Raw genomic sequence first — 24,532 nt, 5'->3', positions numbered from 1 at the left:
TTTACTATTCCCTAACGAGTGCTAGTTTGCTTACTATAGGCAATTTTGCCGTATTCTAATTTAATTATGCGGTCTGCTAAGTCAAAATAGCGATCGTCGTGGCTAATGACTAACACTGTTTTGCCTCTACTTTTTAATTCTGGTAATAGTTGAGTGTAAAAGATATCTTTAAATACTGGGTCTTGATCTGCTGCCCATTCATCAAATAAATAAATCGGTCTATCTTCTAAATAAGCTGTCAATAAAGCTAAACGTTTACGCTGTCCTTGAGAAAGGGCTGTGGTGGAAAGTTGACCGTTAGTAATTGTAACTTTGTGGTCTAATTGCAGTTGCCGGAGATAGTTTTGCGCTTGTTTATCTAAATAAGGATTGTCTAACCCCAAGAGTTCTTCAAATAAATAAAAGTCAGCAAATACTACAGAAAAATATTGACGATACCATTCGCGGTTTTGTTCATTAATCAGTTCACCATCTAATAAGACTTTGCCATTTTCAGGAATATACAAACCTGTAATTAATTTAGCTAAGGTAGATTTACCGCTACCATTACCACCAACAATGAAAACTATTTCTTGGGGATAAATAGTCAAGTCAATGGGGCCAAGGATGAAACTACTATCTTCTTTATCTGTGTAATAGGTGTGAGTAACTTCGCGAAATTTTAAGCTGTGCCAATGGGAATTAACTGCTGGTGGTTGAGTATTGACTTTTTCAGTACGGCTAGCTAAAGATAAACCTAGAGATTCAATTTTTTGTAATGCAATACTGGCTTTGCTGAGTAAGGGGAGTTTGCCAATAATATTGTCCATCGGCACGACTAAATAAGTGAAGGTTAAAATATAGCCGGAGAGGGTTTGCTGATTGACTGTTAATAAATTTGGCAGTGTAAATAAAACAAATCCTAATGCAAAGAAAAAGATAAGTTGACCCCAACTAGAAGTTACAGCAAAAAAACTTAATCCCGTGACATTATGATGACGGAAATTAGCAGATGTTGACTGTAATTTATCTTCTAAAAATACTTGTCTTCGTTGATGGTGTAGTTTTAATTCTTTAATTCCTGCGGTTAGAGTTCCTAGATGCTGAAATATTTTATCCTCATCTTCCCGCGCCAAAGCTAGCATTTTTTCACCGCGATTTAAGAGCCATTGACAACTAGCGATCGCCACTACTGCTAAACTCACAACCATCAGCAAAACTATCCAAGATAGCCAAGTGATATACACTACACAACCAAAAACAATCGCCAAATTAATAAATAACGTCGGCATCTGATAAACTGCATTGGCAACAGCTTGAATATCTTCAATCAACGATGCTAACAGTCGAGAATTGCCTAACTGTTCTAAATGGCTTAACTCCGATGCTAAAATCTGACGACTCAAACGCATTCTTAACTGTAAAACTGCATTTTGCGCCAAACGAATCAACACCATTTGGGACATAATACTGGTAACGAGTGCTACTATCGCTAACCCAGCAAATCCCCAAGCAATTAAGGTGACAGGTGTAGACTGAGTGCGACTTGCAGCCGTGCTGATCAGGGCAATTAGTCCCGCACTGCTACCGCCACTCAAAAATCCGGTGATAATTGCAATCGTCACCATCTGCCATGAGGAACGTATTAAAAAGGCAATTAGATTCATAAGGGATTGGGGACTGGGGACTGGGGATTGGGGACAAGCTACGATGTACACACTTTTTGCTAGGTGCAGAATATGGCTTGATCCCCCTAAATCCCCCTTTTTAAGGGGGATTTTGATTCTTGTTCCCTCCTTTTTTCAAGGGGGGTTAGGGGGGATCACAACGATGTGAGACAAGGTTATAAGACTTGTGTGTACACCGTAGAAGTAACAAGGGGAAATAGGGGAAGAAAAACTGATGACTAATGACTAATGACTAATGACTAATTCTTCCTTTTGTAATATATCGATAAATATGGACTTAATTTCTTTACTACCTGATTTCCTTACAGAATCGCTAAAAAATTTGGCAAATTATAGTGCATTTATTAATTTTGGATGCTACTATTTGCTGCTGATTTTGTGCTTATCAGCTATTTGCTATTATTGCTATGGTGTTTATGCAGTCATAGATTTTTGCTCACAGCCAACGACAACAGCATCAGATTTCCAGCCACCGATTAGTGTTTTAAAACCAATTTGTGGACTGGATATTGATACTTATGAAAACTTTAAATCTTTTTGCCTACAAGATTATCCAGAATATGAAATTATTTTCTGTGTGCGTGATGGCAATGATCCATGTGTGGCTGTTGTCAAGCAAATTATTGCAGACTTCCCCAATGTTGATATTAGTCTAGTGATTAGCGATCGCACAATCGGCACAAATCTCAAAGTCTGTAATTTAGCTAATGCTGTTACCCAAGCAAAACACCCTTTTCTCGTCCTGGCTGATAGCGATATCAGCGTTGGTTCAGACTATTTACAACAAGTCATTCAACCCATGCAACAGGAATCTGTGGGTGTAGTTACTTGTTTATATCGGCCTGTAGTCAGGGGATGGGTGGCAATTTTAGAAGCTGTAGGCATTGCCACAGAATATCATACAGGGGTATTGGTGGCGCGAAAGCTAGAGGGGATGAAATTTGCTCTTGGCCCCACTATTGCTATTCGCAAGACGGTTTTAGAAGCCATTGGGGGATTTACCGCCATCGCTGATTATTTAGCGGATGATTTTCAACTGGGATATTTACCCACCCAAATCGGTTATCAAGTCGTGTTGAGTGAATATATTATCAATCATGCGATCGCTACAGAAAGCCTGACTGATTTAATTCAACGTCAGACACGCTGGAATTTCTGCACGAGGTTTTCTCGTCCTGGGGGATATTTAGGACTGATATTTACTCAAGGTACAGCCGTTAGTTTGTTGTTTTTGTTAGCAACGGGCGGATCAATATGGGGTTTGTTAGTCCTGTTATTAACCTGGGGAACGAGATTAATTCTTGCCTGGGTAATGGCTGTTTGGTGTCTCCAAGATCCCATTACCACCAAGTTTTTATGGTTAGTCCCCATCCGTGACTTAGTAAGTTTTCTCCTCTGGTGCTACGGACTGGTAGGTAACACCATCGAATGGCGAGGACGCAGACTTAAGTTAATTCCTGGGGGAAAATTGGAAGTAATTTGAAACAATTCGCAATTCGCAATGGGCTAACGCCCCGCTTCGCTAACGCAATTCGCAATTCGCAATTCAAAATCAGGCGTTGCTTATTAATGGGATGATTTTTGTCTCACGCAAAGGCGCAAAGGTGCAAAGAATTAATTTTCTGCTTTGCACAAAAGTCTCAGTTCATCACGCATTTACGCAACTCCCAAAATCAAATATCCCAATCCCTATGCCCTATGCCCCATGCCCTATGCCCTATGCCCCATGCCCCATGCCCAACTCACAACACTAAATAAACCCCCCAAATAGCCATTGCGCGTAAGTAGGTACTGGCGCGGAAGGTTCCGACTGGGGTAATGGCTTCTGGTGTGCGAAATTGTAAGCCATTACTATAAATTTGCTCCACTACGGCTTGGGTTAATCGTAAGGCTTCATCTTTCATTCCCATCTGGGCTAAGAAGGCGGCTAGTCCAAAGTTAATTCCTGTCCATACTTCTAGGGGGTGGGTGGCGTTGGGGTTTTCTGGTGAACCGTCGGGAAGTACACCATTAGCTGCACCAAATTGACCGTTGTAGAATTTGAGGAAGCAGGCATCATACACAGTTCTTAAGGCGGAAATGGCGCGATCGCTCGGCACAATTTCTGGTAAATCTAGTAAGTAGGCGTAAAATTGTCCACACAATTGATCTGCCATCACCACATCGGAACCGCTTTCGCTATCTAGGCGATAATATTTGCCGTTCCAGAGTTTCTGTTGATAGATGGGTAAGGATTGGGTTAGCCAAGTCTGGTAAAGAGATTTTTGCTGGAGTAATTTTTCTGCGTCGGGCTGATTTAAGATTAAAATATCGCTAATGGCGATCGCTGCTTCTAGGGCTGCCATCCATAAACCGCCACAATAGGCACTCACGCCTTGCAGTCGCCAATCATCAAAGGTTTGATCCGGTGCGCCGGAGTTTTCGGGAATGCCATCCCCATCTAAATCAAAGGCTTTGACGTAATCTAGAGTCTGAACAACTGCATCCCAGCAATCTTGGAGAAACTCTACATCATTGGCACCCGTAAATAGATAATCACGGTAAACCTGCAAGACAAAATCACAGCCTAAATCCTTCCACAAATTACAGTCTTGATAACTGGTGTAGTTAGTTTTCTCCCAAACGTGTTCATTCGGCGCGCCTAAATCGTGGGGTGTGGCACCAATGGCTTTTCGCACAGCAATAGGACTTTCTGCACCGATAGTATAGTAATAGCCAATAACACGGGGTGTATCATCACCTTGGGGAATTGCCCTGGCAAATGCACGCATTACCGCCTTTTCCAGTTCTGGGAATAGTAACAACAACCCAAAAGAACCGTATAATCTCACATCTAAACTTTCATACCATCGGTAATCTAAACACTCTAATACAGCAAATTGACCGATGGGATCGTGTTTTGTCGCTGCACTCCAGAGAGTTCCACCACTGGTAAGGTCGTATAGTTCATTAAATAGAGCCATTTTAAACCAATTGGGCAAATCTTCCCGGTCTAAAATTGGTTGCTGCCAAGCTTGAATTTGCTCTTGCCAAGTTTGATAATGAGTTAAAGCAGTAGTAGCGATCGCCCAAGCATTGTTACCATTAGTACCAAAAAAGTCTGTATATCTGCGGTGATAATTCACCCCCGCCGCAAATTCAGTGACGGGGAAATCCCAAGCCAGAACAAAGGGAATTTCTAGACTTTCCCCTGGTTGCAGAGTCAAACGAACTGCGATCGCTGCCCCGATTTGTTCATTGTCTGCGGCTGGGGTAATATCTATCACATCAGGTAATGAACCATCCTGACTAAAGCTTTGCCAAATTTCATCCCCATCACCAACAGGATGCCAACGGCTATGATAAAACACTTCCACTTGCGGATGTTTTTGAGTGGCAATACACCAACTCCCTTCACCTTCCTGTAGAGGTTCTGTCGTCCCCTCCCTTCCTAAAAAACACCCCAAAGCTTGGGGACTTTCCACTAAATAATTATAATTACCCCGACTCTCACCCAAACGCGGCTGATACTCATAAACCGGACTTCCATCATCTCGCACCTTCACCTCTGGAGATTTGAGGGCATTGGTAAACCAACCAGTCATATTCTGCCAAGTCAGCATAATACTAAGAGTGATGGGTGCATTAGTGGCATTATGTGCTTGCCACACAAACACCGCCACCGGATAACTAGTTTCTTTGTAATTATGCGCCCAGACAGGGGAAAACTGCTCACAGGTTAGCTGTGTTTGCAAAACATTTTCATACACAAACCAGCTACGGGGATACAGTGCGTGATATGTACCTGTGTGGGATATCTCCCCTGCTCCCCTGCTCCCCTGCTCCCCTGCTTGATTAGCTGGGTACCATTGCCATGTTTGCAGAGTCCCATCTGTTGGTGCTGTTGTTGCCAAAGCATAAGCTTGGGAAGATGTGCCGTCAGATTCAAATACACTAAATTGACAAGCCGGGAAGTTTTGAAAAACGTGTTCACCGCCGTCAATGTGCCATAGATTAAAATCTCCCCGCGAAGAACGTCCGATGCAACCAGCACCAAAGCCACCTAAAGGCATCCCATGCCAAGGCCCATCATCAATATTACTTGCGTAGCGAACAGTATAAGGTTTGTCCCAGCCTAAACCAATAGAACGATGCCAAGTGCAAGCGGGAATTTGCGGGGAGGTTGGATTTGTCATTACCTATTGCCACAGTTTGCAGTTACGCTAAGGAAGCTTAACCTGATGTGTCAATTTTCTCAAGAGGAAATATGTAAAGTGCTGAGTAATAAGTAATGAGTAATGAGTAATGAGTAATAAGTAATGAGTAATAAGTAATGAGTAATAAGTAATGAGTTGACAGATAAATTCTACCTTGTCTACCTTGTCTACCTTGTTCCCCATACCCAATGCCCAATGCCCAATGCCCAATGCCCAATGCCCAATGCCCAATGCCCAATGCCCAATGCCCAATGCCCAATGCCCAATGCCCAATGCCCAATCCCCAGCCTAACGCCAGCCCAAAAACTTTAATCCTGGGACAATTAGGTAGTAACTAACACTGAACCAAAAACTCATAAACATACCTACAGAACTGAACAATGCTATGGGTAGGGACAGTTCTGAGAGTGTGGGAGAGTTGGAAAATTGCAATGCTGTGGTGGGGAATTCTAAAAGTAGCAGTGTGGCAAAACCCATTGCTGCACCAAAGCCGCCGATGACGGCATAAACTATGTGATGGCTGCGAAATCCGATGCTGAGTGCTAACAAAAAAACGCCAATTGCTACAGCTGCAACTAAACCTTCACCGCGATCGCCGTTTGCACTAATTACTCGCCACAATAACCAACTAAAAGCATAGCTAATTATACCCATTGAGGATGTAACAAACAACCGCCGTCTTTGAGCAAAACACCCAGATACGGTGATGCCAAAAGCTGTACCTAAACCGGCGGTAGCAAACAGCAGCATTTCTGCACCCGCAAGAGACTGGGAGTTTTGAGTTAATTCAGGTAGTTGTGTAGAGATAAATTCGGCTATGTTAACGCCTAAACTGGTATGATAAGCCAAAATAAAACCGAAAATTGTCCCCACCCCAGCACCCAAACCAGCAAGTAGCATTGCCCAAATTGTTGATAGACAAGCTGTAAAAATTTGGTAGATGGTTTTAAATATCCACAAAATTAGTTTGCGAATGGTTTTACCAAAGTTACCAAAAGCTTGCTCAAATCCTTGTAATAAAACTTGCCATTGATGAGCTACTTGAGTTAGGAATTTCTGCCAATCAGTTGATAGTGAAGATGAACTGGGTTGAGTAATTTTGGTTAATCTTTTGAGAATAATAGCAGCACTAGCAGGACGCGATCGCACATTCTCATTCACCATTTCATCCAGTAAATCTGCTAACTGGGAATTAACATTGACTCGATTCCGCCATTGCAAAGTCCCTGTTTGCGGATCTTCCAAATCTGGGGGATATGTCCCTGTCAGCAATTCAATCATCGTGCGTCCCAAGGCGTAAAAATCAGCCTCCGGCCCCACATTTCCCCCAGTGATTTGTTCTGGTGGACTGTAACCTGACGAAAATAATCTAGTGGAACTAGATTCTTGTCGCAGTCTTGCCATCTTAACGTGTTTAGCTCCACCAAAATCAATCAACACTAATTGTTCCCAACCGATTCCCCCTTGATTGGGTAGTGCTGTCGATACGGGAGTCCGCAACATTAAATTTGAAGGTTTGATATCGCGGTGAATGATTTGGCGTTTATGCAATTCCTGTAAAATTTTGAGTGCTTGAATTAACCAGTTGATCACCACTTGTTCTGGGCAACCTTGGGGATAATTATCTAAAATCTCTGCTAAAGTCGGCCCGTTAATTTTTTCCATCACCAGACAAGCTAACTGGCGCGGTTTAGGATTAGACAAATTAATTTGAAAATTACCATCAGCTTCAACTTTGGGTACACCAGGATGGCGTAAACTCACCAAAACTTCCGCCTCTTGCGTAAATAATTCCAGTGCCTTTGGTGATTCTTCTACCAACACTTTCAGCACTTTTTCGGTCTGTGTCACTTCATCCCAGACTGTATAAATCTGAGCAAATCCCCCAGAACCCAAAGCTGCGATCGGTATATAACGATCTAACAGATGTAGCACCTCGCCACAACTGGTACAAAATTTACTACCCCAAGGTTGAGGATAGGGACGTTGACAATCAGGATTTATGCAGTGAACCGCAGTCTTACCGATGTGGGACACAACCGCTACATTACAAAAACTGACTCGATTTTAACGTTTATTGGAGATAAACGGCAGGGCATTGGGTATTGGGTATGGGGCATGGGGCATTGGGTATTAGGGGAAAAGAAGGTTATTAACCCCTACACCCCTACACCCCTACACCCTTACACCCCTACTTTTGGCTCATAATAACGTTTATCAAGGTGTCTAACAGGCGATCGCGTGATAAAGACATCAGTTCTTTGCCATGCAGCATCTCTTGGACAATCACATAGGATACTAGTGAACCGAAAAAAATTTGCGCCATTGCTTCTGGATCGGTAATTCCTAGTTCTGGATGGGCGGCGAAATATTGGCTGAGGATTTGTCTTCCGCGCTGTACAACGTTTTGGGTATAAAGTTTGGCTAGTTCGGGAAAGTTTTGTGATTCGGTAATCATGACGCGCAACAATGCCAAATAATCTGGATTGTCGGCTACTTTAGTTAAATATATCTCGCCTACTTGACGTAGTAATATTACTGGTTCACCATGTAGTTGTGTACCAGTAAATAGGCTCTGAAAACACGCAAGTGTTAGCCTTTCCATTAAGGCTTTAAACAGTCCTTCTTTGTCTCGAAAGTTACTGTATATTGTTTGTTTTGAGACTCCAGCCGCCGCACTAACCCTATCCATACTGGTTTTAGCGTAACCCTCCTGCAAAAATACTCGGATAGCTCCTTGTAATATTTGTTCTTGTTTGGGAGTAATGGCAGGTAAGGCATTTTCTATGGGGAAGGTGGAGGTTTGTGGCATGAAGAGTAAACTTTTTTGCTGAATATCTTGCTATATCATACTGGACAGTCTAGTATGATGACCAAAATATTTTGTGATCATCTAGGGTGCAAATATGACGCAGACTGCCCCAAACCCACCGGAAAATCTCACTGATGCTGCTTTACCCCAGAAACCGCAGCACCGCAAACCACCAATACCTTTATTGATTGGCGGATTACTTTTAGTAGGTGGTATTGGCTATGCTGTATGGCGTAGTCAACCCCAAGGTTTAGCCAATGCACTCAAAGTTAGTGGTCGCATTGAAGGTTACGAAACTGAAATTGGGGTGAAGCGTGCAGGTAGAATTGAGTCAATTACTGTACGGGAAGGGGCAGCAGTTAAGCAGGGACAGGAATTAATTAAATTAGATGACACAGAAGACCAATTACTGCAAGAACAACTGCGCGGGGCAGAAGCAAGAGTAACATCGGCTGAGTATGATGAACAACAGGCTGTTGCCGATGTTGAGCGAGTTGCCAGAGAAATTCAAGAAATTAACAGTCAAATTAACGAAGCAAAACTCAATTGGCGACAATCCCAAGGGGATAGTACAGGCAAAATTGAGCAAGCACAATCTAATGTTGCAGCTGCCCAAGCCACATTAGTGCAAGCACAAGCGCAAGTTAAGCAAGCCGCCGCCGAAGTTAATTTAGCAAAAATTAATCGCGATCGCTATGCCCAATTAGTCAAAGAAGGGGCAATCAATCAACAACAATTCGACCAAGCACAAACCACTCTAGACACAGCCATAGCCACCCTCGAAGCTAGACAAGCCGCAGTTAACGCCGAACGTCAACAATTAAGTGCAGCATTAGGGGCGTTAAAGCAAGCCAACACCACAAATTTAAATCCTGACATTCGTAACAGCCAGTTGGTTGCATTAGTTAGAAGACAACAACAAAGTTACGCCCAACTCAAATCAGCCCAAGCCAAAGTCAAATCAGCCCAAGCCAAAGTCAGAGATGCCCAAGCATCCAAACAGCAAATCCTCACTCAGATTGCAGACTCCAAAAAAGATTTAAATGTCGTCAGTCCCTTAGATGGTGTAGTTACAGCCCGTAGTGTTGAACCAGGGGCAGTAGTTTCTAGTCAGACAAATATTTTGACGATTGTTGACCCCAAAACAGTCTATTTTCGCGGATTTATTCCCGAAGGTGATATTGGCAAAGTCCGCCTGGGACAAACAGCGAAAATCTTCATTGATTCCGCACCAGACAAACCCCTCACAGGTAAAGTCATCGCCATTGATCCTCAAGCATCATTTACACCAGAAAACATTTACTTTCAAAAAGATAGAGTCAGACAAGTAGTAGGAGTTCGCGTGGCAGTAGAAAATCCTGACGGCTGCTTCAACCCCGAAAATCCCTACACAGATTCAAATTCACCCTGCGCCAAGATGGGAATGCCGGCAGATGCTGAGATTGATTTGCAGGCGACGGAAAGTTGAGGCAGGGAGGCAGGGGGCCTTTCAAGGGTAGGGGTTTAAAAATCAGGCAGTAGAGAGAGTGATTTTCAAGACATGAAGTTGTGGAGTCAAGTTAGGCCAAGGCTGAGGGAAAAAGCTACCGATAGGTAATGGCTCTCGATTGAGAACAGCAGCCTTAATGACTAAAAATCCACGGCGAAAACAACTCAAGCAACGATGGACAACACTATGTTTGAAATTGCGTCGAGCAACATGAGTGGGTGGGAGCTCATCTAGACTACTAATGGGTAGATTGGCATCAACTTCTCCACCAACGCTAACTTGCCACAGAGTAGCAACAGCCATCGCTAACCAATGTCTCTCGGCGCGTTTGGGGTGAGTAATCTTGGTACGATGCCAACAAAAACCGCCGCGTTTACCATCTTTAAACAGACACTCAATCCAACAGCGCATGGTATACCAGCAAGCATCCGCAATTTCCGGTGGTAAATCGGTGAGAATTAACCAAGGGTCAGCATAACCCTCGTCATGACGAGCTAACAAAGTACATTTGACAGAGTTAGTTTTGAAACAAGTAACTAAACCAGAGAACGACTGACCAACTTCTGTGACAAGAGTATTTATGGGTTGCCAAGATTCCATTCCTTGTGGTTTGAACTGTCCAATTTGGTTAATTCGCATAAATGGATGCCAACCGAGGGATTGAATTTGTTGATATAGCCAGTCAGCATAAAGTCCACGGTCTGTTGTCACTATGACAAACCAATCAGCTGGTATAGTCTCACTGATGTCGTTAAAGAGTTTTTGCCAGTGTGGTTTCCAACTTCCTGGTTTAGTTGCCTCCACTATTTTCCAAGCAATCGGGATTCCGCAACCTCGATAAACAACACTAATCGCTAACACTGTAAATCTATCACTCAATGTTGTGGCATCCGCAGCTAATGCTAGACGTTTTTCCGATTCTGGCCACAAGCTCAGAATCCATAACAACAATGGTCTAAAACACAATGTTACATCTAGTGTTGCCCGTCCTGTTTTTGCTTTTGTTTTATCTTCCCCGTCTCTTAACCATTCTCTAAGTTGCTGACGTACTGTATTTTCTTTTTTCCCCAATAGCTCTGCTAAAAATACTGACACTGTTGTCAGTCCACACGATTGGGTCATCACTATCCCAAAACTCCACATTGCTAGTATCACTGCTTGCGACTTGGATAGATGGGGCATCTTTTCTATGACTTTTCTAGTCCATTGCCTTAATTCTTCACTTTTTCCTAAAAGCATTCTCCCCACACCCCCAATTCTTCGCCTTATCTGACTTGCGGATTTTTGCGAGCTGATAACCGTAGTTTATTTTACTGGCTAAACTGCCACTTTCTTAAACCCCTACCCTTGAAAGAGGCAGGGGGCAGGGAGCAGGGGGATAATACAACTTGATCAAAATGCTCCCTTTTTCTCTTTAATCTCTCTCTTCATCTTTGCATCTTTGCGCCTTTGCGCCTACCCTTCGGGTTCTGCGAAGCAGTATGCGTGAGAAAAAAAATCCTAATTCTCAAATATGCAACAACCACTCACAACCGCCCCAAAAAACACACCCCCATCCTCCACACCTCCCGCCATCAAAGTGCGTGGCTTACACAAACACTATGGCAAACTAGCGGCTGTGAGAGGTATTGATTTCACAGTCCAAAAAGGCGAAATGTTTGGACTAATCGGCCCTGATGGTGCAGGAAAAACCAGCACCTTTCACATTTTGGGCGGAATCATGGAAGCCACCGCCGGAGAAGTGCAGATATTTAACCAACCTGCACGAGATGCGAGGTTAATGACAGGCTATCTCACACAACAGTTTTCACTGTATTTAGATTTAAGTATTGATGAAAACTTGCGTTATGCAGCTGGGTTGCGACAAGTTCCAGACGACTTGTTACAAACAAGACGCGATAAATATTTAACATTAATGAGTTTAGAGCGATTTGGCGATCGCTTGGCGGGACAACTTTCCGGTGGGATGAAACAAAAACTAGCTTTGTGTTGTGCTTTGGTATCACAACCAGAAGTGTTGTTACTTGATGAACCTACCACCGGTGTAGATCCAGTTTCTCGGAGGGAATTTTGGGATGTGTTAGCGGAATTATCCGCCGAAGGCATGACAATTGTTGTCGCCACACCATATCTAGACGAAGCCGAACGCTGTCACCGCGTCGCCTTGATGTACAGTGGAAAAATTCACGAAATCGGCACACCTACAGAATTACGGGCTAACTTAGGCTTGCATCGCTTAGAAGTGCGGACAGCAAATCTAGAAGCCACAGAAACTATACTTTCCCAAGCTAATCAGACAAATATAGTCGATGTACAGATATTTGGCGATCGCTTAGATGTCCTCGTTCCCGATTTAGAAATTGGTGAAACCGAAGTCCGTCAATTACTACAACAACACAATTTACCCTCACCTCATATCGAACATGGCGAACCCACATTAGAAAATGTCTTTGTTACCCGCCTACGTCAACAAGGTTCAGCACCGCAGTTTTTCCCATTTCCGCGATCGCGCATGAGGGGATTGGGGATTGGGGACGAATCAATTCAAAATACCCTACGGGAAGGCAAGCCTACAAAATTCAAAATTCAAAATGAAGAAGAGTTGGGGATTGGGGACAAGGTAGACAAGGGAGAATTTATTTCTCAACTCAGCACTCACAACTCAGCACGGGCTAAACGCCCCGCTTCCGCTAACAGCACTCAGCACTCAGCACTAGCCATCTACGCACACAACCTGAGTCGAGTGTTTGGTAAGTTCCAAGCGGTGAAGAATGTGAATGTTGAGGTGCGTTATGGGGAAATTTTTGGGTTGTTGGGTGCTAACGGTGCGGGTAAAACCACTACGATTAAAATGCTGTGTGGGTTGTTAGCTGCAAGCGGTGGCAAAGTTTCCTTGGGTGGCGAAACTGGAAATCTGCGTAGTGCAGACTTACGTCGGCGCATCGGTTACATGAGTCAAAAGTTCACTCTCTATGATGATTTAACTATTCTGCAAAACTTAGAATTTTATAGCGGTGTTTACGGTGTTCCTCGCAAACTACGACAAGAAAAAATTGATTGGGTAATTGCTACCTGTGGCTTAGAAGGACAGGAAAATATGCTGACTGGACAGTTACCAGGTGGTTGGAAACAACGAGTCGCCTTTGGGGCTTCTGTCATGCACGAACCAGATATTTTATTTTTAGACGAACCCACATCAGGAGTAGATCCCCTGGCGCGTCGTCAATTTTGGAAGTTAATTAATGATTTTGCTCGTAATGGTACAGCGATTTTAGTCACTACTCATTATTTAGAAGAAGCTGAACAATGTAATCGTATGAGTTTTATGGTTGCAGGGGAAACTGTCGCTGAAGGTTCACCAAGTTTTATCAAATCTTCGCAACCAGGAAAGTTAATAGAAATCATAGTCAATCACAATCAAGCGGCTTCTAAGTTACTCAAACAATATTTTGAATCTTGGCGAGTTTCGATATTTGCTGATAGTTTACACATCGTCCTCGACAATCCTGAAACCGAAATCAATCAATTAAAACAACTTTTAGAATCCCATAAAATCACCATCAATTCCCTACGTTCCATTCCTTTCTCCCTAGAAGATGCCTTTATCGGTATAGTAGAGCGATCGCAAATTTGAGTATTCTTACCCAACCCTAATCCCCATGAAAAGAATCCTTGCCCAATGTGTGAAAGAGATAGCCCAATTTCGCCGCGATCGCCTGACGTTGGCGTTAGCATTTTTATTACCATTTCTTACCTTAATTATTTTTGGTTTTGCTATCAGATTAGAGAGTAAAGATATTCCTTTAGTTGTTCAAGATTTCAATCGCACTAACTTAAGTCAAAGCTATATTGAAAGATTGTACGCTACTAATCAATTTATTCCGAAAGAATGGTCTGGCATAAACCCTACACGGGATGCTATAGATAAAGGAATTGCTAAAGCTGCTGTGATTATTCCACCGGAATTTAGCAGAGATATTCAAGCAGGTAGAAATACAAATGTGCAAATCTTAATTGATGCGACAGATGTGAATAACGCGCGTGTGATTAGAGGTAGTATTCAACGAGTTACTAACTTTTTCATGCAAGAGCATGGACTTGTACCTACTACTAGTACAATTACGCCTAGATTACGTTTATGGTTTAATCCTGGGAGGTTAGAATCATTGTATATTGTGCCAGGTGTCTACGGTGTAATTTTGTGGATTTTTCCTTCCTTATTAGCTGCGATCGCAATGGTTAGAGAAAAAGAAAAAGGCACAGTTTTGCAAATTTATGCTTCTAGTATTAGTGCTTCAGAATTGTTACTAGGAAAAGGACTAGCCTATTTATTAATTGCTATTGCTGAAACCTTAATAGTGATGATACTAGGTTCATTGGTTTTTCAGGTTGGTATTGTAGGTAATCCCATCACTTTAATTATCGGAACTTTGTTATTTTTGATGGATAGTGTTTTTTTTGGGCTACTTTTAGGAGTCAGGAGTAGTAACCAAAATGCGGCTGTGCAAGGTGTTTCTCTGATAGGTTTTATTACATCTTTATTACTGTCAGGTTTTATTTATCCTCTCAATAACATTCCTTTCCCCCTATCATTAGCACCTAATATAATTCCTGCACGCTATTACATAGATGTGACTCGCGATGCCTTTGTACGCGGTATAGGATTTGCTGGAGTGTGGTTTGATTTAATTATGCTTGCAGTCTTAGGATTATTCTTTTTCAATGTATCGCGCCGAATTTTAAGCAGAATGCAATTACCAAGTTGAATTTTTATACTGTACTTCAATGAAAGATAGAGTCATTGCTAAATTAAGATATGAAAATCAAATATTCTCTCTCTCAAACTCTTATTATTTGCACCTAGAATGTGAGACAAGTTAATATTTTCACTCAGAGACATCAAATTTTTTCATTGGCACAAGTAAATGTTACAATACATTTCATATTTTACTTTTTTGTTGTTTGGAGTATTAATAGTTTTTATTTTGTACATAGCTTATTTATATTTAACAACTGTAATTAAGCTAAATAAGGCTTTACGTAAATCTCAACTACCAGCAGAATTAGTAAATTTTCCGATTTATATATCTACAATTGAAGAATATTTATCTGTTAAAGGTCGTGTTAATGCTTTCATAGAGGCAGGCTGTAACAATACAAGTTTTGAATTGCATCTCACAGCTAATGATTTAAACTGCCTCCGTAATAAAGGTTCTATACCTGATAGACAGTCATTGAAGCGACCAGAATATTATGAAATCAAACAAAACAATATTATAGAAAGAAGAGTGGTTTTTCCTTGGCCTTTTAATCGACATGGATGTATTAACGAAACCAAGTCTATTAAATTTGTTGTGGTTAACGATAGTATCACAGAACAAAATACAACGATAGCTCGACATGAGAAAGAAATGTTGCCAAATAAACGGAAAGTTATAAATTACCCTCTTGTTCACTCTAAGTTATTGCTCCAAATTTTCAATTTTTTTAAGAGTTCTCAACAAGAAAGACAAAATTTACTTAATGTAATCAATAATATTAAAAAAATTGAGGTTACTAATGATGAAATCACACTATATATTTAGGGTGATGTTCCACCTTAATATAAAATATGTCTGATGTGAAATTAGGTAGACAAAACTCCATTATTTAACCCAATTCCCAGTCCCTAATCCCTAACCATGAAACTCATTCAACGCTTATTCGATAGTCCATTTTGGGCATTAGTACGCAAAGAGATCAATCAGATTCTACGCAATAAACAATTAATGATATTGTTAATTGTACCGCCTACTATCCAACTATTACTTTACGGTTTTATTCTCAATCCTGATGTACATAACTTACGTTTAGGTGTCATCGATTACGCTAACATTAGCGCGAGTCGTGAGTTAGTTTCAGCTATGACATCAAATCAGATTTTTACTTTAGAATCTGTCCCCAGCAGTGAAAAAGAGTTGAGTCGTCAAGTAGAAGAGGGAAAGTTAGATGTCGGCGTAATTATTCCCCCTGATTTTCCGCGCCAACTTGCCACAAAATCAGCAGAAATCCAAGTATTTATTGATGCTGTCAATGCCAATACAGCCGGAATTGCCAGCAATTATATGAATCAAATTATTCAGCAATATAATCTGCGTTTAACTCCAGGGAAAACTAGTCCACCAATCTCACCTAATGTGGTGTTTCTTTATAATCCTGGACTAACTAGTAGTTGGTTTTTTGTACCAGGGGTTATGGGTTTAGTGTTGACATTAATTAGCACATTAGTGTCAGCCGTTACAGTCGTGAGGGAGAAAGATACAGGAACAATAGAACAATTATTAATGACACCGGCGGCAAACTGGGAAATATTATTGTCTAAAATTTTTCCCTTAGCATTTTTATTAATGGGGGATGTTTTACTGGCTATCACTATAGCAACGGTAATATTTCATGTGCCATTTCGGGGAAATTTTATATTATTTCTTGCCTTATCAAGTATGTATGTATTTGTGGGAATTAGCCTAGGGATTATGTTAGCAACTATCAGTAGTTCCCAGCAGCAAGTAGTGCTGACATCTTTCTTTATTAATTTACCAATGGTACAGACTTCTGGCGCGATCGCACCCATTGAAGCCATGCCTCCTGTCTTCCAAGTCTTATCTCTACTCAATCCCCTACGTCATTATATTGCGATCGTGCGGGGAATTTTACTTAAAGGTGTGGGTTTAGATGTCCTGTGGATGAATGTTTTAGCATTAGTCGCCTTTGCTGTTGTTTTATTAACTATTAGTGTGAATAAATTTCGCAATCAGTTAAGTTAGGGGTTTAGGGGTGTAGGGGTATGAGGGTATAAGGGAGTTGTAATTTATATTCTCTTATTTATACTCCCAATACGGTTCAGTTAAGGCTAAAATTTGGAGTCTGTGAAGTCAGAGAAAGTTCGTAGTAAGGACTTCAGTCCTTAGATGAGGACTAAAGTCCTCACTACAAACTATTTTCCGCACTGAACTTTATTGACTTATACCCCCATAATTCTATTCAACTATACCCATCCCAAATTACAGGGAAAGTGTAATCTGAAAACAGCGAAAAATTCGGATTTTCTGCTTTGGTTTCTGTGTCGAGAACTTTAATAACTTTGTTGTAGATATCTTCTGCTTGTTGGGGTGAATCCCCAATACTAGTTAATCCCAACTTACCAAATTGAGATAGACAACCCATCAGATGAAACACTGTGCCGGTTTCTGTGCAACTATCGAAGTGTAATCTGTGATGGGCGATGATATCCATTAAATCATTAGGTAATAATCCTCGATAGCGGTCTTTTTGCAGATTATCTGTAGCAATGTAATATTTGGGACGACCTTGTTGACTATAAAATAACCCCGTAGATAGGTCATAACGACCATTTGTCAATAATTTTAAGGTCATAAATGGATGGGTAGTACCACCTTTACGGAGGTTAATTTCAATCGCTTGGATGTCCCATTTACCCTTACCTAAATCAACAGCAATAAAATCTACACCAAATCTTTCTAAAGCACCTTTTTCTGCTAATTTTCTCCCAACGTTTAAACCTAATTGTTGCAGTTGTAAACGATAACTTTCATCGGCGGGGAAGCGACAGCCGAGATAAATTTGTCCGTCGGGGCCGCCGAGAATTTGGTCATGGGTAGAGAGGATTTCGACTTCTCCAGTAGGAGTAATGCGTCCTTGAACGCTAGGAGAACGTTTGATTTCGCCTTCTACAAAAGCCTCGACAATTGCACCTAATTCTGCAATTCTTCCTGCAAAATTGCGCCAATTTTCTTGTTTAGCTTGAAAGCGCATAGTGGAGAAGCGATCGCTAATTGCTGCTACTCTTTCTAAATGAGTACCTTGTCCTGGTGCTAAGTGCATAATGGGACGCAAATCAAGGAGTGCGTTTCCTTCTCCAGAAATCCCCTCATTGAGTTTGACTACCATCCGTTGTAATGTCGGTTGACGTTCCCATAACTCACTAGCTGCTGCTGCTAAATCTTGGGGATTCCAGACTAATTCACTACCATCAGGGTGAGGAACACCACTTTGAGCAAAAATTTGCCGACTCCCACTTTTTGTTCCCCAAATTTGCAACTCTGGTGCAGCCGCATATAATGGTACGTCTAATTTGAGCGATAATTCTGCTTCTAAATCAGTTGAATTGTAGCAGACCATCAATGATTTTTCTAATCTGATAGCTTGGCGAATTCTTTCAATTAATCGCGGACGTTCTAAAATCTTTTGACTTAGGGGTTTAGGTGAAGAATCGTAAGTTGAAAGTAAGAGTAAGCGATTACGTGCATGAGAAAAAGGAATACCAGGAAGTAATTGTAAATAGTAATCAATAATGCTGGGATGTAAGGGCATTGAAGTTACATAAATTAACCTAGTGCGGGGATTTCTTAACCGCATCAGAGCAAAAAGTAACCTTTCTTCATAATGTTCAAAACCCTCTACCTTTTGGATCTCGCGCTGGTCAATACTCAAAGAAGGAACCACAATAATATCAGCTTCCCCAGTATCAAATAACTCGATAGTTTTCCAGCGATCGCGCAAAGTTAATTGCAGACTGTGAAACTGATCAATTTGTGCTAATTTTGCAACATCTATTGTCACCATAAATCCATACCCTATCATGATCCCAACGCAGCTTACTATTCTGGTATATCTCAAAGCAACTGCCATTATGCAGATATCGCAACACTTCTTTTATCTAATACCTGGGAAACTTTAATAAAACTCAAAAAAGCTTAGTTCCTATTCCCCATTCCCCATTCCCAATTATGTGTAGAGATGTTGCACAAATCTTGATGATTGATATACTTTTGCAAAACACCTCTAAAATAAAAAAAATTGCTTTGCAAATTAATGATTAAACTTGCTGGGATTGGGGGGTACAAATGAGTCGTCCAATAATTCTGGGTATTGTTGGTGATAGTGCTGCGGGAAAAACTACACTCACTAGAGGAATTGCTCAGGTACTAGGTACAGAAAATGTCACACTCATTTGTACAGATGATTACCACAAATATGACCGCCAGCAACGGGCAGAAATTGGAATTACCGCCCTACACCCAGACTGTAATCATTTAGATATCATGCAGCAGCATCTATCTTTGCTGCGTACAGGTCAACCCATTCTTAAACCAGTTTATAGTCACAAAACTGGAACTTTTGAAGCCCCACAGTATATAAAACCGAATAAATTTGTCATTATCGAAGGCTTGCTTGGTTATTCTACCCGTGCAGCCCGTGATTGCTATGATGTTAAAGTCTACCTTGCACCGCCAGAAGACTTACGCGCTAAATGGAAGGTTAAACGAGACACCCAAAAACGCGGCTACACCCCCGAACAAGTATTAGCAGAATTAGAAAAACGCGAACCAGATTCCGAACAATTTATTCGTCCTCAAAGACAATGGTCGGATATAGTGGTGAGTTTCTATCCACCAGAAGGTGCAAGCGATGAAACCAACGGACACTTAAATGTGCGTTTAGTTTTACGTCCCACCATTCCCCACCCAGATTTTACCCCCATTATTAATTTGACCGACAATAACGATGGGTCAGCGATTCGCCTGGGATTAGACCGAGACATGAGTAAACCCGTAGATGTCCTAGCAGTGGATGGTCACGCCACCTTAGAACAGGTAAATAAATTAGAACATATTATCTGTTCAGATATGCCTCACTTAAGAAGTGTATGCGATCGCGAAAGCAACCCTGAAATTGGTAAAATCGCCGGTACAACTGGAGAAACTCTACAAAGTTACCCCCTCGCACTGACACAGCTAATTATTACTTACCATATGCTCAAAGCCACACAAATGTTTCAGTAATTTTATATATCGTCAACAAACCGTACCCACCAAAGGATGCGGTTTGTTATTCAGTCAACCAACTGCAAAAGGTCATAAATAAGCTGAAATTTAAAGATTTTCTCAAGATAGGGTAATTGCGATCGCAAACAGGGCATAAATAAAAATAGTTGCATCTACGGTGGCTATTTTTTAGTGATTTTATGACCTATTGCCTAAGAATTGCTGATATACCTGAAAATGAGCGTCCCCGTGAACGGTTAATGACCTATGGGCCGAAAATCCTCGCTACAGCCGAATTAATCGCAATTCTTTTAGGCACAGGACAGGGGCCTGGTAAACTTTCCGCCGTGGGTTTAGGGCAATATATCTTACAAGAATTAAGCAAACATCAACGTGACCCTTTAGCTGTGTTGCGAGAAGTCACACCTGCGGAGTTAATGCAGATACCAGGAATCGGCCCTGCTAAAGCCACGACTATTTTAGCTGCCATTGAATTGGGTAAACGCGCCTTCCAATCTCGTCCCTTAGACCGCACACCCATCGATAGCCCAATGGCGGCGGCTGCGGCTTTGAGTCAAGACCTTATGTGGCAAGCGCAAGAAAGATTTGCTGTCTTATTATTAGATGTGAAAAATCGTCTTTTGGGAACACAAGTAATTAGCATCGGTACAGCCACCGAAACCTTAGCTTCTCCCCGTGAAATTTTTCGGGAAGTGATTCGTCAAGGCGCAACACGGGCGATAATTGCTCATAATCACCCTTCAGGCAATGTAGAACCCAGTCCAGAAGATATAGACTTAACACGCCAATTGTTAGCCGGGGCGCAATTATTAGGGATACCGTTGTTAGACCATTTAATTTTGGGGAACGGTAATCATCAAAGTTTACGCGAGATTACCAGTTTATGGAATGAGTATCCGCAGGGGGATTGAATGGGGACTGGGGACTGGGGACTGGGTATTAGGTTAAAGTCTTCCCCTACACCCCTAATTAAGAAAATTTAGTTAACAATCCTAAGATTTTTTTAGTTCTTGGTGTTAGTAGTGTCCTGCGATAAGCGTCGGCGGCTTTTTTAATTGCTTCCGCTTGGGTGGGGTAGGGATGAATGACACTGCTGAGTTTACTTAGCCCGATTTTATGAACAATTGCTGTGGTGATTTCTGAAATCATTTCGCCTGCATGGCTAGCGACAATTGTTGCACCAATAATTTCATCAGAACCTTTTTTGTGGTGAATTTTCAAGAATCCCTCTTCTTGTCCGTCTGCGATCGCTCGGTCTACACTACTAAAAGGAATTTTTATTGTCACTACATCAATTCCCTGGTCTCTAGCTTCCCTCTCAGACAACCCAACATGGGCAATTTCTGGGTCAGTGTATGTCACCCACGGCATAACTAAACTACTCAACTTTGACCTTCCCAAGCCGAAAGGAGAAAATAAGGTGTTCTTAATAACAATCCTAGCGGCTGCGTCGGCTGCGTGGGTAAATTTCCAATTCATGCAGATATCCCCAGCCGCATAAATTTTCGGGTTGGTGGTTTGCAGATAATCATTCACCTTCACACCTTGGTGTTTGTCATACTCTACACCCACACCTTCTAAATTCAATCCTTCCACATTGGGCGCGCGTCCAGCACCCACGAGAATTTCATCTACCGTCACCGAATCTCGATAACCATTCACAGAAAAATACAGTCGCTTACCTTCCGTGACTGTCACGACTTCTTCTAATCTGCAATTTAAAACTAAACGAATACCTTCTTGGATTAAAGCTTGCTGCACAACTTGCGCTGCGTCCCCATCTTCTTTATTCAGGACATGAGAACCGCTATGGAACAGCACCACCTCACAGCCCAAACGCCGGAATGCTTGCGCCAATTCACAACCAATAGGCCCGCCACCAATTACCGCCAACCGTTCAGGCTTTTGGATGAGAGAAAACACGGTTTCATTCGTTAAATAACCAGCCGCTTCTAATCCCCGAATGGCTGGTTTTGCCGCCCTTGCACCAGTCGCAATCACTGCTTTTTTAAACTTGAGGACTTTACCGCCGACTTCTACCGTATCCTTGCTAGCAAAACGACCACTACCTAAGAATACATCCACACCCAAGGATGAAAAACGCTCTGCTGAGTCATGGTGACTAATTCCCGCCCGAATGCGCCGCATTCTTTGCATAACGGTAGGAAAATCAATTTCAATTTGTTGTTTGGGAATATTCACACCCAAATTCTTGGCATTCCAAATTTCCCCCACCACCCGCGCCGACCGAATTATTGTCTTAGAAGGGACACAACCAACATTCAAGCAATCCCCACCCATGAGATGCTTTTCAATTAATGCGACTTTCAAACCCAAACCCAACCCAGCCGCACCAGCCGCCACCACTAACCCCGCAGTTCCCGCACCAATTACCACCAAGTCATAACAATCAGCCGGTTGAGGATTCACCCAATTAGGCGGATGCACATAACCCACCAACTTTTGGTTATACTCATCCACTGGGCGCACAATAACTCTCTCTAGCTCAGAATTAGACATTGATGGTATCTCCGATAGTCAGTGGTCAATGGTCAATGGTCAATAGTCATTAGTCATTAGACATCTCCAGAAATGAGGTTTTTATCTAGACAGCATAAGGGTTTGAGATTCTTTTTCGGAGATGTCTATTAGTCAATAGTCATTACTCATTACTCATTACTCATTACTTAGCACTCAGCACTCATGCCCTCTACGAAATCTCTTCTTCTAAGGCTTTTTGAGCAATGCGGGTGACGTAGATGGTAACGGCGACGGTAGCGATAAAACCCACGATGCGAATTATCCATTGTGCTGTAGGGTTAGTGGGTTGACCTTCAGTCCCAATCATAGCGAGGTTTCCGGCAAGCGAACCAATGTAAACGTACATGATAGTTCCGGGAATCATGCCCACAGAGCCAATAAAATAGTCAGTAAGTGAAACCCCTGTAATTCCGAAGGCGTAATTTAAGAGATTAAACGGGAATATGGGGGAAAGTCGGGTTAAAAGAACAATTTTTAAACCCTCTCTACCCACAGCCCTGTCAATGGCGGCAAATTTTTTGTTATCAGCGATTTTCTTGGCTACCCAACCCCGCGCTAAATAACGTCCCACCAAAAAAGCAGCCGTTGCACCCAAAGTTGCACCAATGAAGACATAAATTGCACCCCAAACTACGCCAAACACCACACCAGCACCCAAGGTGAGGATTGAGCCAGGTAAGAAAGCAACAGTAGCAATTATATATAGTGCAATAAAAGCGATCGCGCCGACTGTTCCCAAACTATCAATCCACTGCAAAGCTTGACGTAAAAGAGTTTGAGGATTCCAAAGATTCACATCATTTGTAGTCTGGGCTACAGCAAAATCTGTATTTACCAACACAGAAATTGCCACTGTCAAAAATACTAAACTAAATAATCTAATAATCTTGTAATTAAATATATTTCCCATTAATTTATTATCCTATAAATCTTTCCTTATAATTCTTTTCTTCTAACTCTTTCCCCCTGCCCCCTGCTCCCTGCCCTCTACCTCTATCACCATACTTTTTGCCAAAGCTTTTTGAGCAATTTTAGTTACATATATAGTGACACCAACAGTAGCAATTAAACCGATAATTTGCATTGCCAACTGTAGAATTTTAGCTTCTGGTGTAACTTGTTGATGAGTATTATCTAGAGTTGCCAAATCAGTAGCTAAAGACCCAATATAAACATACATCACAGTTCCCGGCAAAATCCCTAAAGAACCTAAAATATAGTCTTTGAGAGAAATTTGTGTAACTCCAAAGGCGTAATTTAACAAGTTAAATGGGAAGATAGGAGATAATCGAGTCAACAAAACTATTTTCCAGCCTTCTTGAGATACAGCTTGATCAATTGCTTTAAATTTAGGATAGTTATCTAGTAGACGAGTTACCCAATCGCGCGATAAATATCTACCGATAAGAAAGGCTAAAGTTGCACCGATAAGTGCGGCAATTAACACATAAATTGAACCCCACACAACACCAAATAAACACCCAGCTTTCAGTGTGAGTAAGGAACCTGGAATAAATAATAAAGTCGCTAAATTGTAAATAATTATATAGGCGATCGCTCCCCAAACACCCAAACTATTAACCCTAGCGACGAGTGTTTGTAAAATGCCTGGAAAGTTAAATTGTCGAGCAGCGATAATTAAGAGAACTACCGAAATAAATAACAGCAGCAGTTTGAGCTTACCATTGAATCGCGGTCGATACTTGGGAATCATGGGATGACCTAAGTGTTACTGTTTCTATCCAATAATTAAGGGTAATATTGAGTAAAACAACCGAATATTCCTGTATTCCTGAATTTTCAGGTTCTAATTACCCCTTTCACTAGGATAAGCCACTTAGATGAGAAATAGCTGAAGACAGGATAAGTCAACTGCTTATGTTTATCGTAGCTTATCGAAATGTTGCGTGCGATCGCACTACTCCACTAACGGCGATACCTACAGTCAGCTACCCTAAAAGCGATCACACCACATCCGCTAT

General features: G+C 41.7%; 17 protein-coding genes. 8 read left to right on the top strand and 9 right to left on the bottom strand.

Translation table 11 applies throughout. The annotated features are described in order from the left end of the window. Positions 1-11: 11 nt before the first annotated feature. A complete protein-coding gene (locus CLI64_RS12485) occupies positions 12-1,646 on the bottom strand; it encodes a cyclic peptide export ABC transporter (protein ID WP_103140693.1) in 1,635 nt (544 codons plus the stop codon). Between the two features lie 256 nt (positions 1,647-1,902). Here CLI64_RS12485 and hpnI point away from each other — a divergent pair, with 256 nt between their 5' ends. After that, complete coding sequence (gene hpnI, locus CLI64_RS12480; RefSeq protein WP_225977571.1) at positions 1,903-3,150, top strand: bacteriohopanetetrol glucosamine biosynthesis glycosyltransferase HpnI; 1,248 nt, start codon at positions 1,903-1,905, stop codon at positions 3,148-3,150. Positions 3,151-3,409: 259 nt separating this feature from the next. Here the strand turns inward: hpnI and CLI64_RS12470 are convergent, their stop codons facing one another. The 3 genes from CLI64_RS12470 to CLI64_RS12455 form a co-directional block, all read right to left on the bottom strand. After that, complete coding sequence (locus CLI64_RS12470) at positions 3,410-5,842, bottom strand: GH116 family glycosyl hydrolase (RefSeq protein WP_103137531.1); 2,433 nt, start codon at positions 5,840-5,842, stop codon at positions 3,410-3,412. Positions 5,843-6,151: 309 nt separating this feature from the next. Next, positions 6,152-7,900, bottom strand: a complete 1,749-nt coding sequence (locus CLI64_RS12460) for a serine/threonine-protein kinase (protein WP_192881711.1) — start codon at positions 7,898-7,900, stop codon at positions 6,152-6,154. Positions 7,901-8,054: 154 nt separating this feature from the next. Next, positions 8,055-8,675, bottom strand: coding sequence for a TetR/AcrR family transcriptional regulator (locus CLI64_RS12455; RefSeq protein ID WP_103137529.1), 621 nt, complete (start codon positions 8,673-8,675; stop codon positions 8,055-8,057). A gap of 94 nt (positions 8,676-8,769) precedes the next feature. Between CLI64_RS12455 and CLI64_RS12450 the strand changes: the two genes are divergently transcribed. Next, positions 8,770-10,143 carry an HlyD family secretion protein gene (locus CLI64_RS12450; protein WP_103137528.1) on the top strand — a complete coding sequence of 458 codons (1,374 nt, stop codon included), beginning with the start codon at positions 8,770-8,772 and terminating at the stop codon, positions 10,141-10,143. A 42-nt stretch (positions 10,144-10,185) separates the two neighbouring features. On the opposite strand, the gene CLI64_RS31230 is transcribed toward CLI64_RS12450, so the two are convergent. After that, positions 10,186-11,259: a transposase gene (locus tag CLI64_RS31230; RefSeq protein WP_225977365.1), complete on the bottom strand. Its 1,074-nt coding sequence runs from the start codon at positions 11,257-11,259 to the stop codon at positions 10,186-10,188. A 418-nt stretch (positions 11,260-11,677) separates the two neighbouring features. Between CLI64_RS31230 and CLI64_RS12440 the strand changes: the two genes are divergently transcribed. The 4 genes from CLI64_RS12440 (at position 11,678) to CLI64_RS12425 (ending at position 16,967) form a co-directional block, all read left to right on the top strand. Then, entirely contained in the window at positions 11,678-13,798 is a 2,121-nt protein-coding gene (locus CLI64_RS12440) for an ATP-binding cassette domain-containing protein (protein ID WP_103137527.1), read from the top strand. Positions 13,799-13,823: 25 nt separating this feature from the next. Beyond that, positions 13,824-14,930: an ABC transporter permease gene (locus CLI64_RS12435; protein WP_103137526.1), complete on the top strand. Its 1,107-nt coding sequence runs from the start codon at positions 13,824-13,826 to the stop codon at positions 14,928-14,930. Positions 14,931-15,089: 159 nt separating this feature from the next. Then, complete coding sequence (locus CLI64_RS12430) at positions 15,090-15,749, top strand: hypothetical protein (protein WP_103137525.1); 660 nt, start codon at positions 15,090-15,092, stop codon at positions 15,747-15,749. Between the two features lie 96 nt (positions 15,750-15,845). After that, complete coding sequence (locus CLI64_RS12425; RefSeq protein WP_103137524.1) at positions 15,846-16,967, top strand: ABC transporter permease; 1,122 nt, start codon at positions 15,846-15,848, stop codon at positions 16,965-16,967. 217 nt (positions 16,968-17,184) lie between these two features. On the opposite strand, the gene CLI64_RS12420 is transcribed toward CLI64_RS12425, so the two are convergent. After that, positions 17,185-18,786 (bottom strand): peptide ligase PGM1-related protein, encoded by a 1,602-nt coding sequence (locus tag CLI64_RS12420; protein WP_103137523.1) that lies wholly within the window; start codon positions 18,784-18,786, stop codon positions 17,185-17,187. 281 nt (positions 18,787-19,067) lie between these two features. On the opposite strand from CLI64_RS12420, the gene CLI64_RS12415 reads away from it, so the two are divergent. Beyond that, a complete protein-coding gene (locus CLI64_RS12415) occupies positions 19,068-20,006 on the top strand; it encodes a phosphoribulokinase (RefSeq protein ID WP_103137522.1) in 939 nt (312 codons plus the stop codon). 182 nt (positions 20,007-20,188) lie between these two features. Next, the gene (radC, locus tag CLI64_RS12410) at positions 20,189-20,920 is read left to right on the top strand and encodes a DNA repair protein RadC (RefSeq protein ID WP_103137521.1); all 732 of its coding nucleotides are present in this window, start codon (positions 20,189-20,191) and stop codon (positions 20,918-20,920) included. Between the two features lie 58 nt (positions 20,921-20,978). Here the strand turns inward: radC and CLI64_RS12405 are convergent, their stop codons facing one another. From CLI64_RS12405 to CLI64_RS12395, 3 genes are all read right to left on the bottom strand, one after another. After that, the gene (locus CLI64_RS12405; protein ID WP_103137520.1) at positions 20,979-22,529 is read right to left on the bottom strand and encodes a mercuric reductase; all 1,551 of its coding nucleotides are present in this window, start codon (positions 22,527-22,529) and stop codon (positions 20,979-20,981) included. A 190-nt stretch (positions 22,530-22,719) separates the two neighbouring features. Next, entirely contained in the window at positions 22,720-23,460 is a 741-nt protein-coding gene (locus tag CLI64_RS12400; protein ID WP_103137519.1) for a TVP38/TMEM64 family protein, read from the bottom strand. 42 nt (positions 23,461-23,502) lie between these two features. After that, on the bottom strand, positions 23,503-24,264 hold the full coding sequence (locus CLI64_RS12395) for a TVP38/TMEM64 family protein (RefSeq protein ID WP_103137518.1): 762 nt from the start codon (positions 24,262-24,264) through the stop codon (positions 23,503-23,505). Positions 24,265-24,532 lie beyond the last annotated feature (268 nt).

Source organism: Nostoc sp. CENA543 (genome assembly GCF_002896875.1).
Classification (GTDB): domain Bacteria; phylum Cyanobacteriota; class Cyanobacteriia; order Cyanobacteriales; family Nostocaceae; genus Trichormus.
This window is presented reverse-complemented; position numbering and strand designations above follow the sequence as displayed.

Bases quoted from the DNA above. Each gene is read 5' to 3' on its own strand.
- CLI64_RS12485 (WP_103140693.1), bottom strand. From the start codon at position 1,646: ATGAATCTAATTGCCTTTTTAATACGTTCCTCATGGCAGATGGTGACG.
- hpnI (WP_225977571.1), top strand. From the start codon at position 1,903: ATGACTAATTCTTCCTTTTGTAATATATCGATAAATATGGACTTAATT.
- CLI64_RS12470 (WP_103137531.1), bottom strand. From the start codon at position 5,842: ATGACAAATCCAACCTCCCCGCAAATTCCCGCTTGCACTTGGCATCGT.
- CLI64_RS12455 (WP_103137529.1), bottom strand. From the start codon at position 8,675: ATGCCACAAACCTCCACCTTCCCCATAGAAAATGCCTTACCTGCCATT.
- CLI64_RS12450 (WP_103137528.1), top strand. From the start codon at position 8,770: ATGACGCAGACTGCCCCAAACCCACCGGAAAATCTCACTGATGCTGCT.
- CLI64_RS12440 (WP_103137527.1), top strand. From the start codon at position 11,678: ATGCAACAACCACTCACAACCGCCCCAAAAAACACACCCCCATCCTCC.
- CLI64_RS12435 (WP_103137526.1), top strand. From the start codon at position 13,824: ATGAAAAGAATCCTTGCCCAATGTGTGAAAGAGATAGCCCAATTTCGC.
- CLI64_RS12430 (WP_103137525.1), top strand. From the start codon at position 15,090: ATGTTACAATACATTTCATATTTTACTTTTTTGTTGTTTGGAGTATTA.
- CLI64_RS12425 (WP_103137524.1), top strand. From the start codon at position 15,846: ATGAAACTCATTCAACGCTTATTCGATAGTCCATTTTGGGCATTAGTA.
- CLI64_RS12420 (WP_103137523.1), bottom strand. From the start codon at position 18,786: ATGGTGACAATAGATGTTGCAAAATTAGCACAAATTGATCAGTTTCAC.
- CLI64_RS12415 (WP_103137522.1), top strand. From the start codon at position 19,068: ATGAGTCGTCCAATAATTCTGGGTATTGTTGGTGATAGTGCTGCGGGA.
- radC (WP_103137521.1), top strand. From the start codon at position 20,189: ATGACCTATTGCCTAAGAATTGCTGATATACCTGAAAATGAGCGTCCC.
- CLI64_RS12405 (WP_103137520.1), bottom strand. From the start codon at position 22,529: ATGTCTAATTCTGAGCTAGAGAGAGTTATTGTGCGCCCAGTGGATGAG.
- CLI64_RS12400 (WP_103137519.1), bottom strand. From the start codon at position 23,460: ATGGGAAATATATTTAATTACAAGATTATTAGATTATTTAGTTTAGTA.
- CLI64_RS12395 (WP_103137518.1), bottom strand. From the start codon at position 24,264: ATGATTCCCAAGTATCGACCGCGATTCAATGGTAAGCTCAAACTGCTG.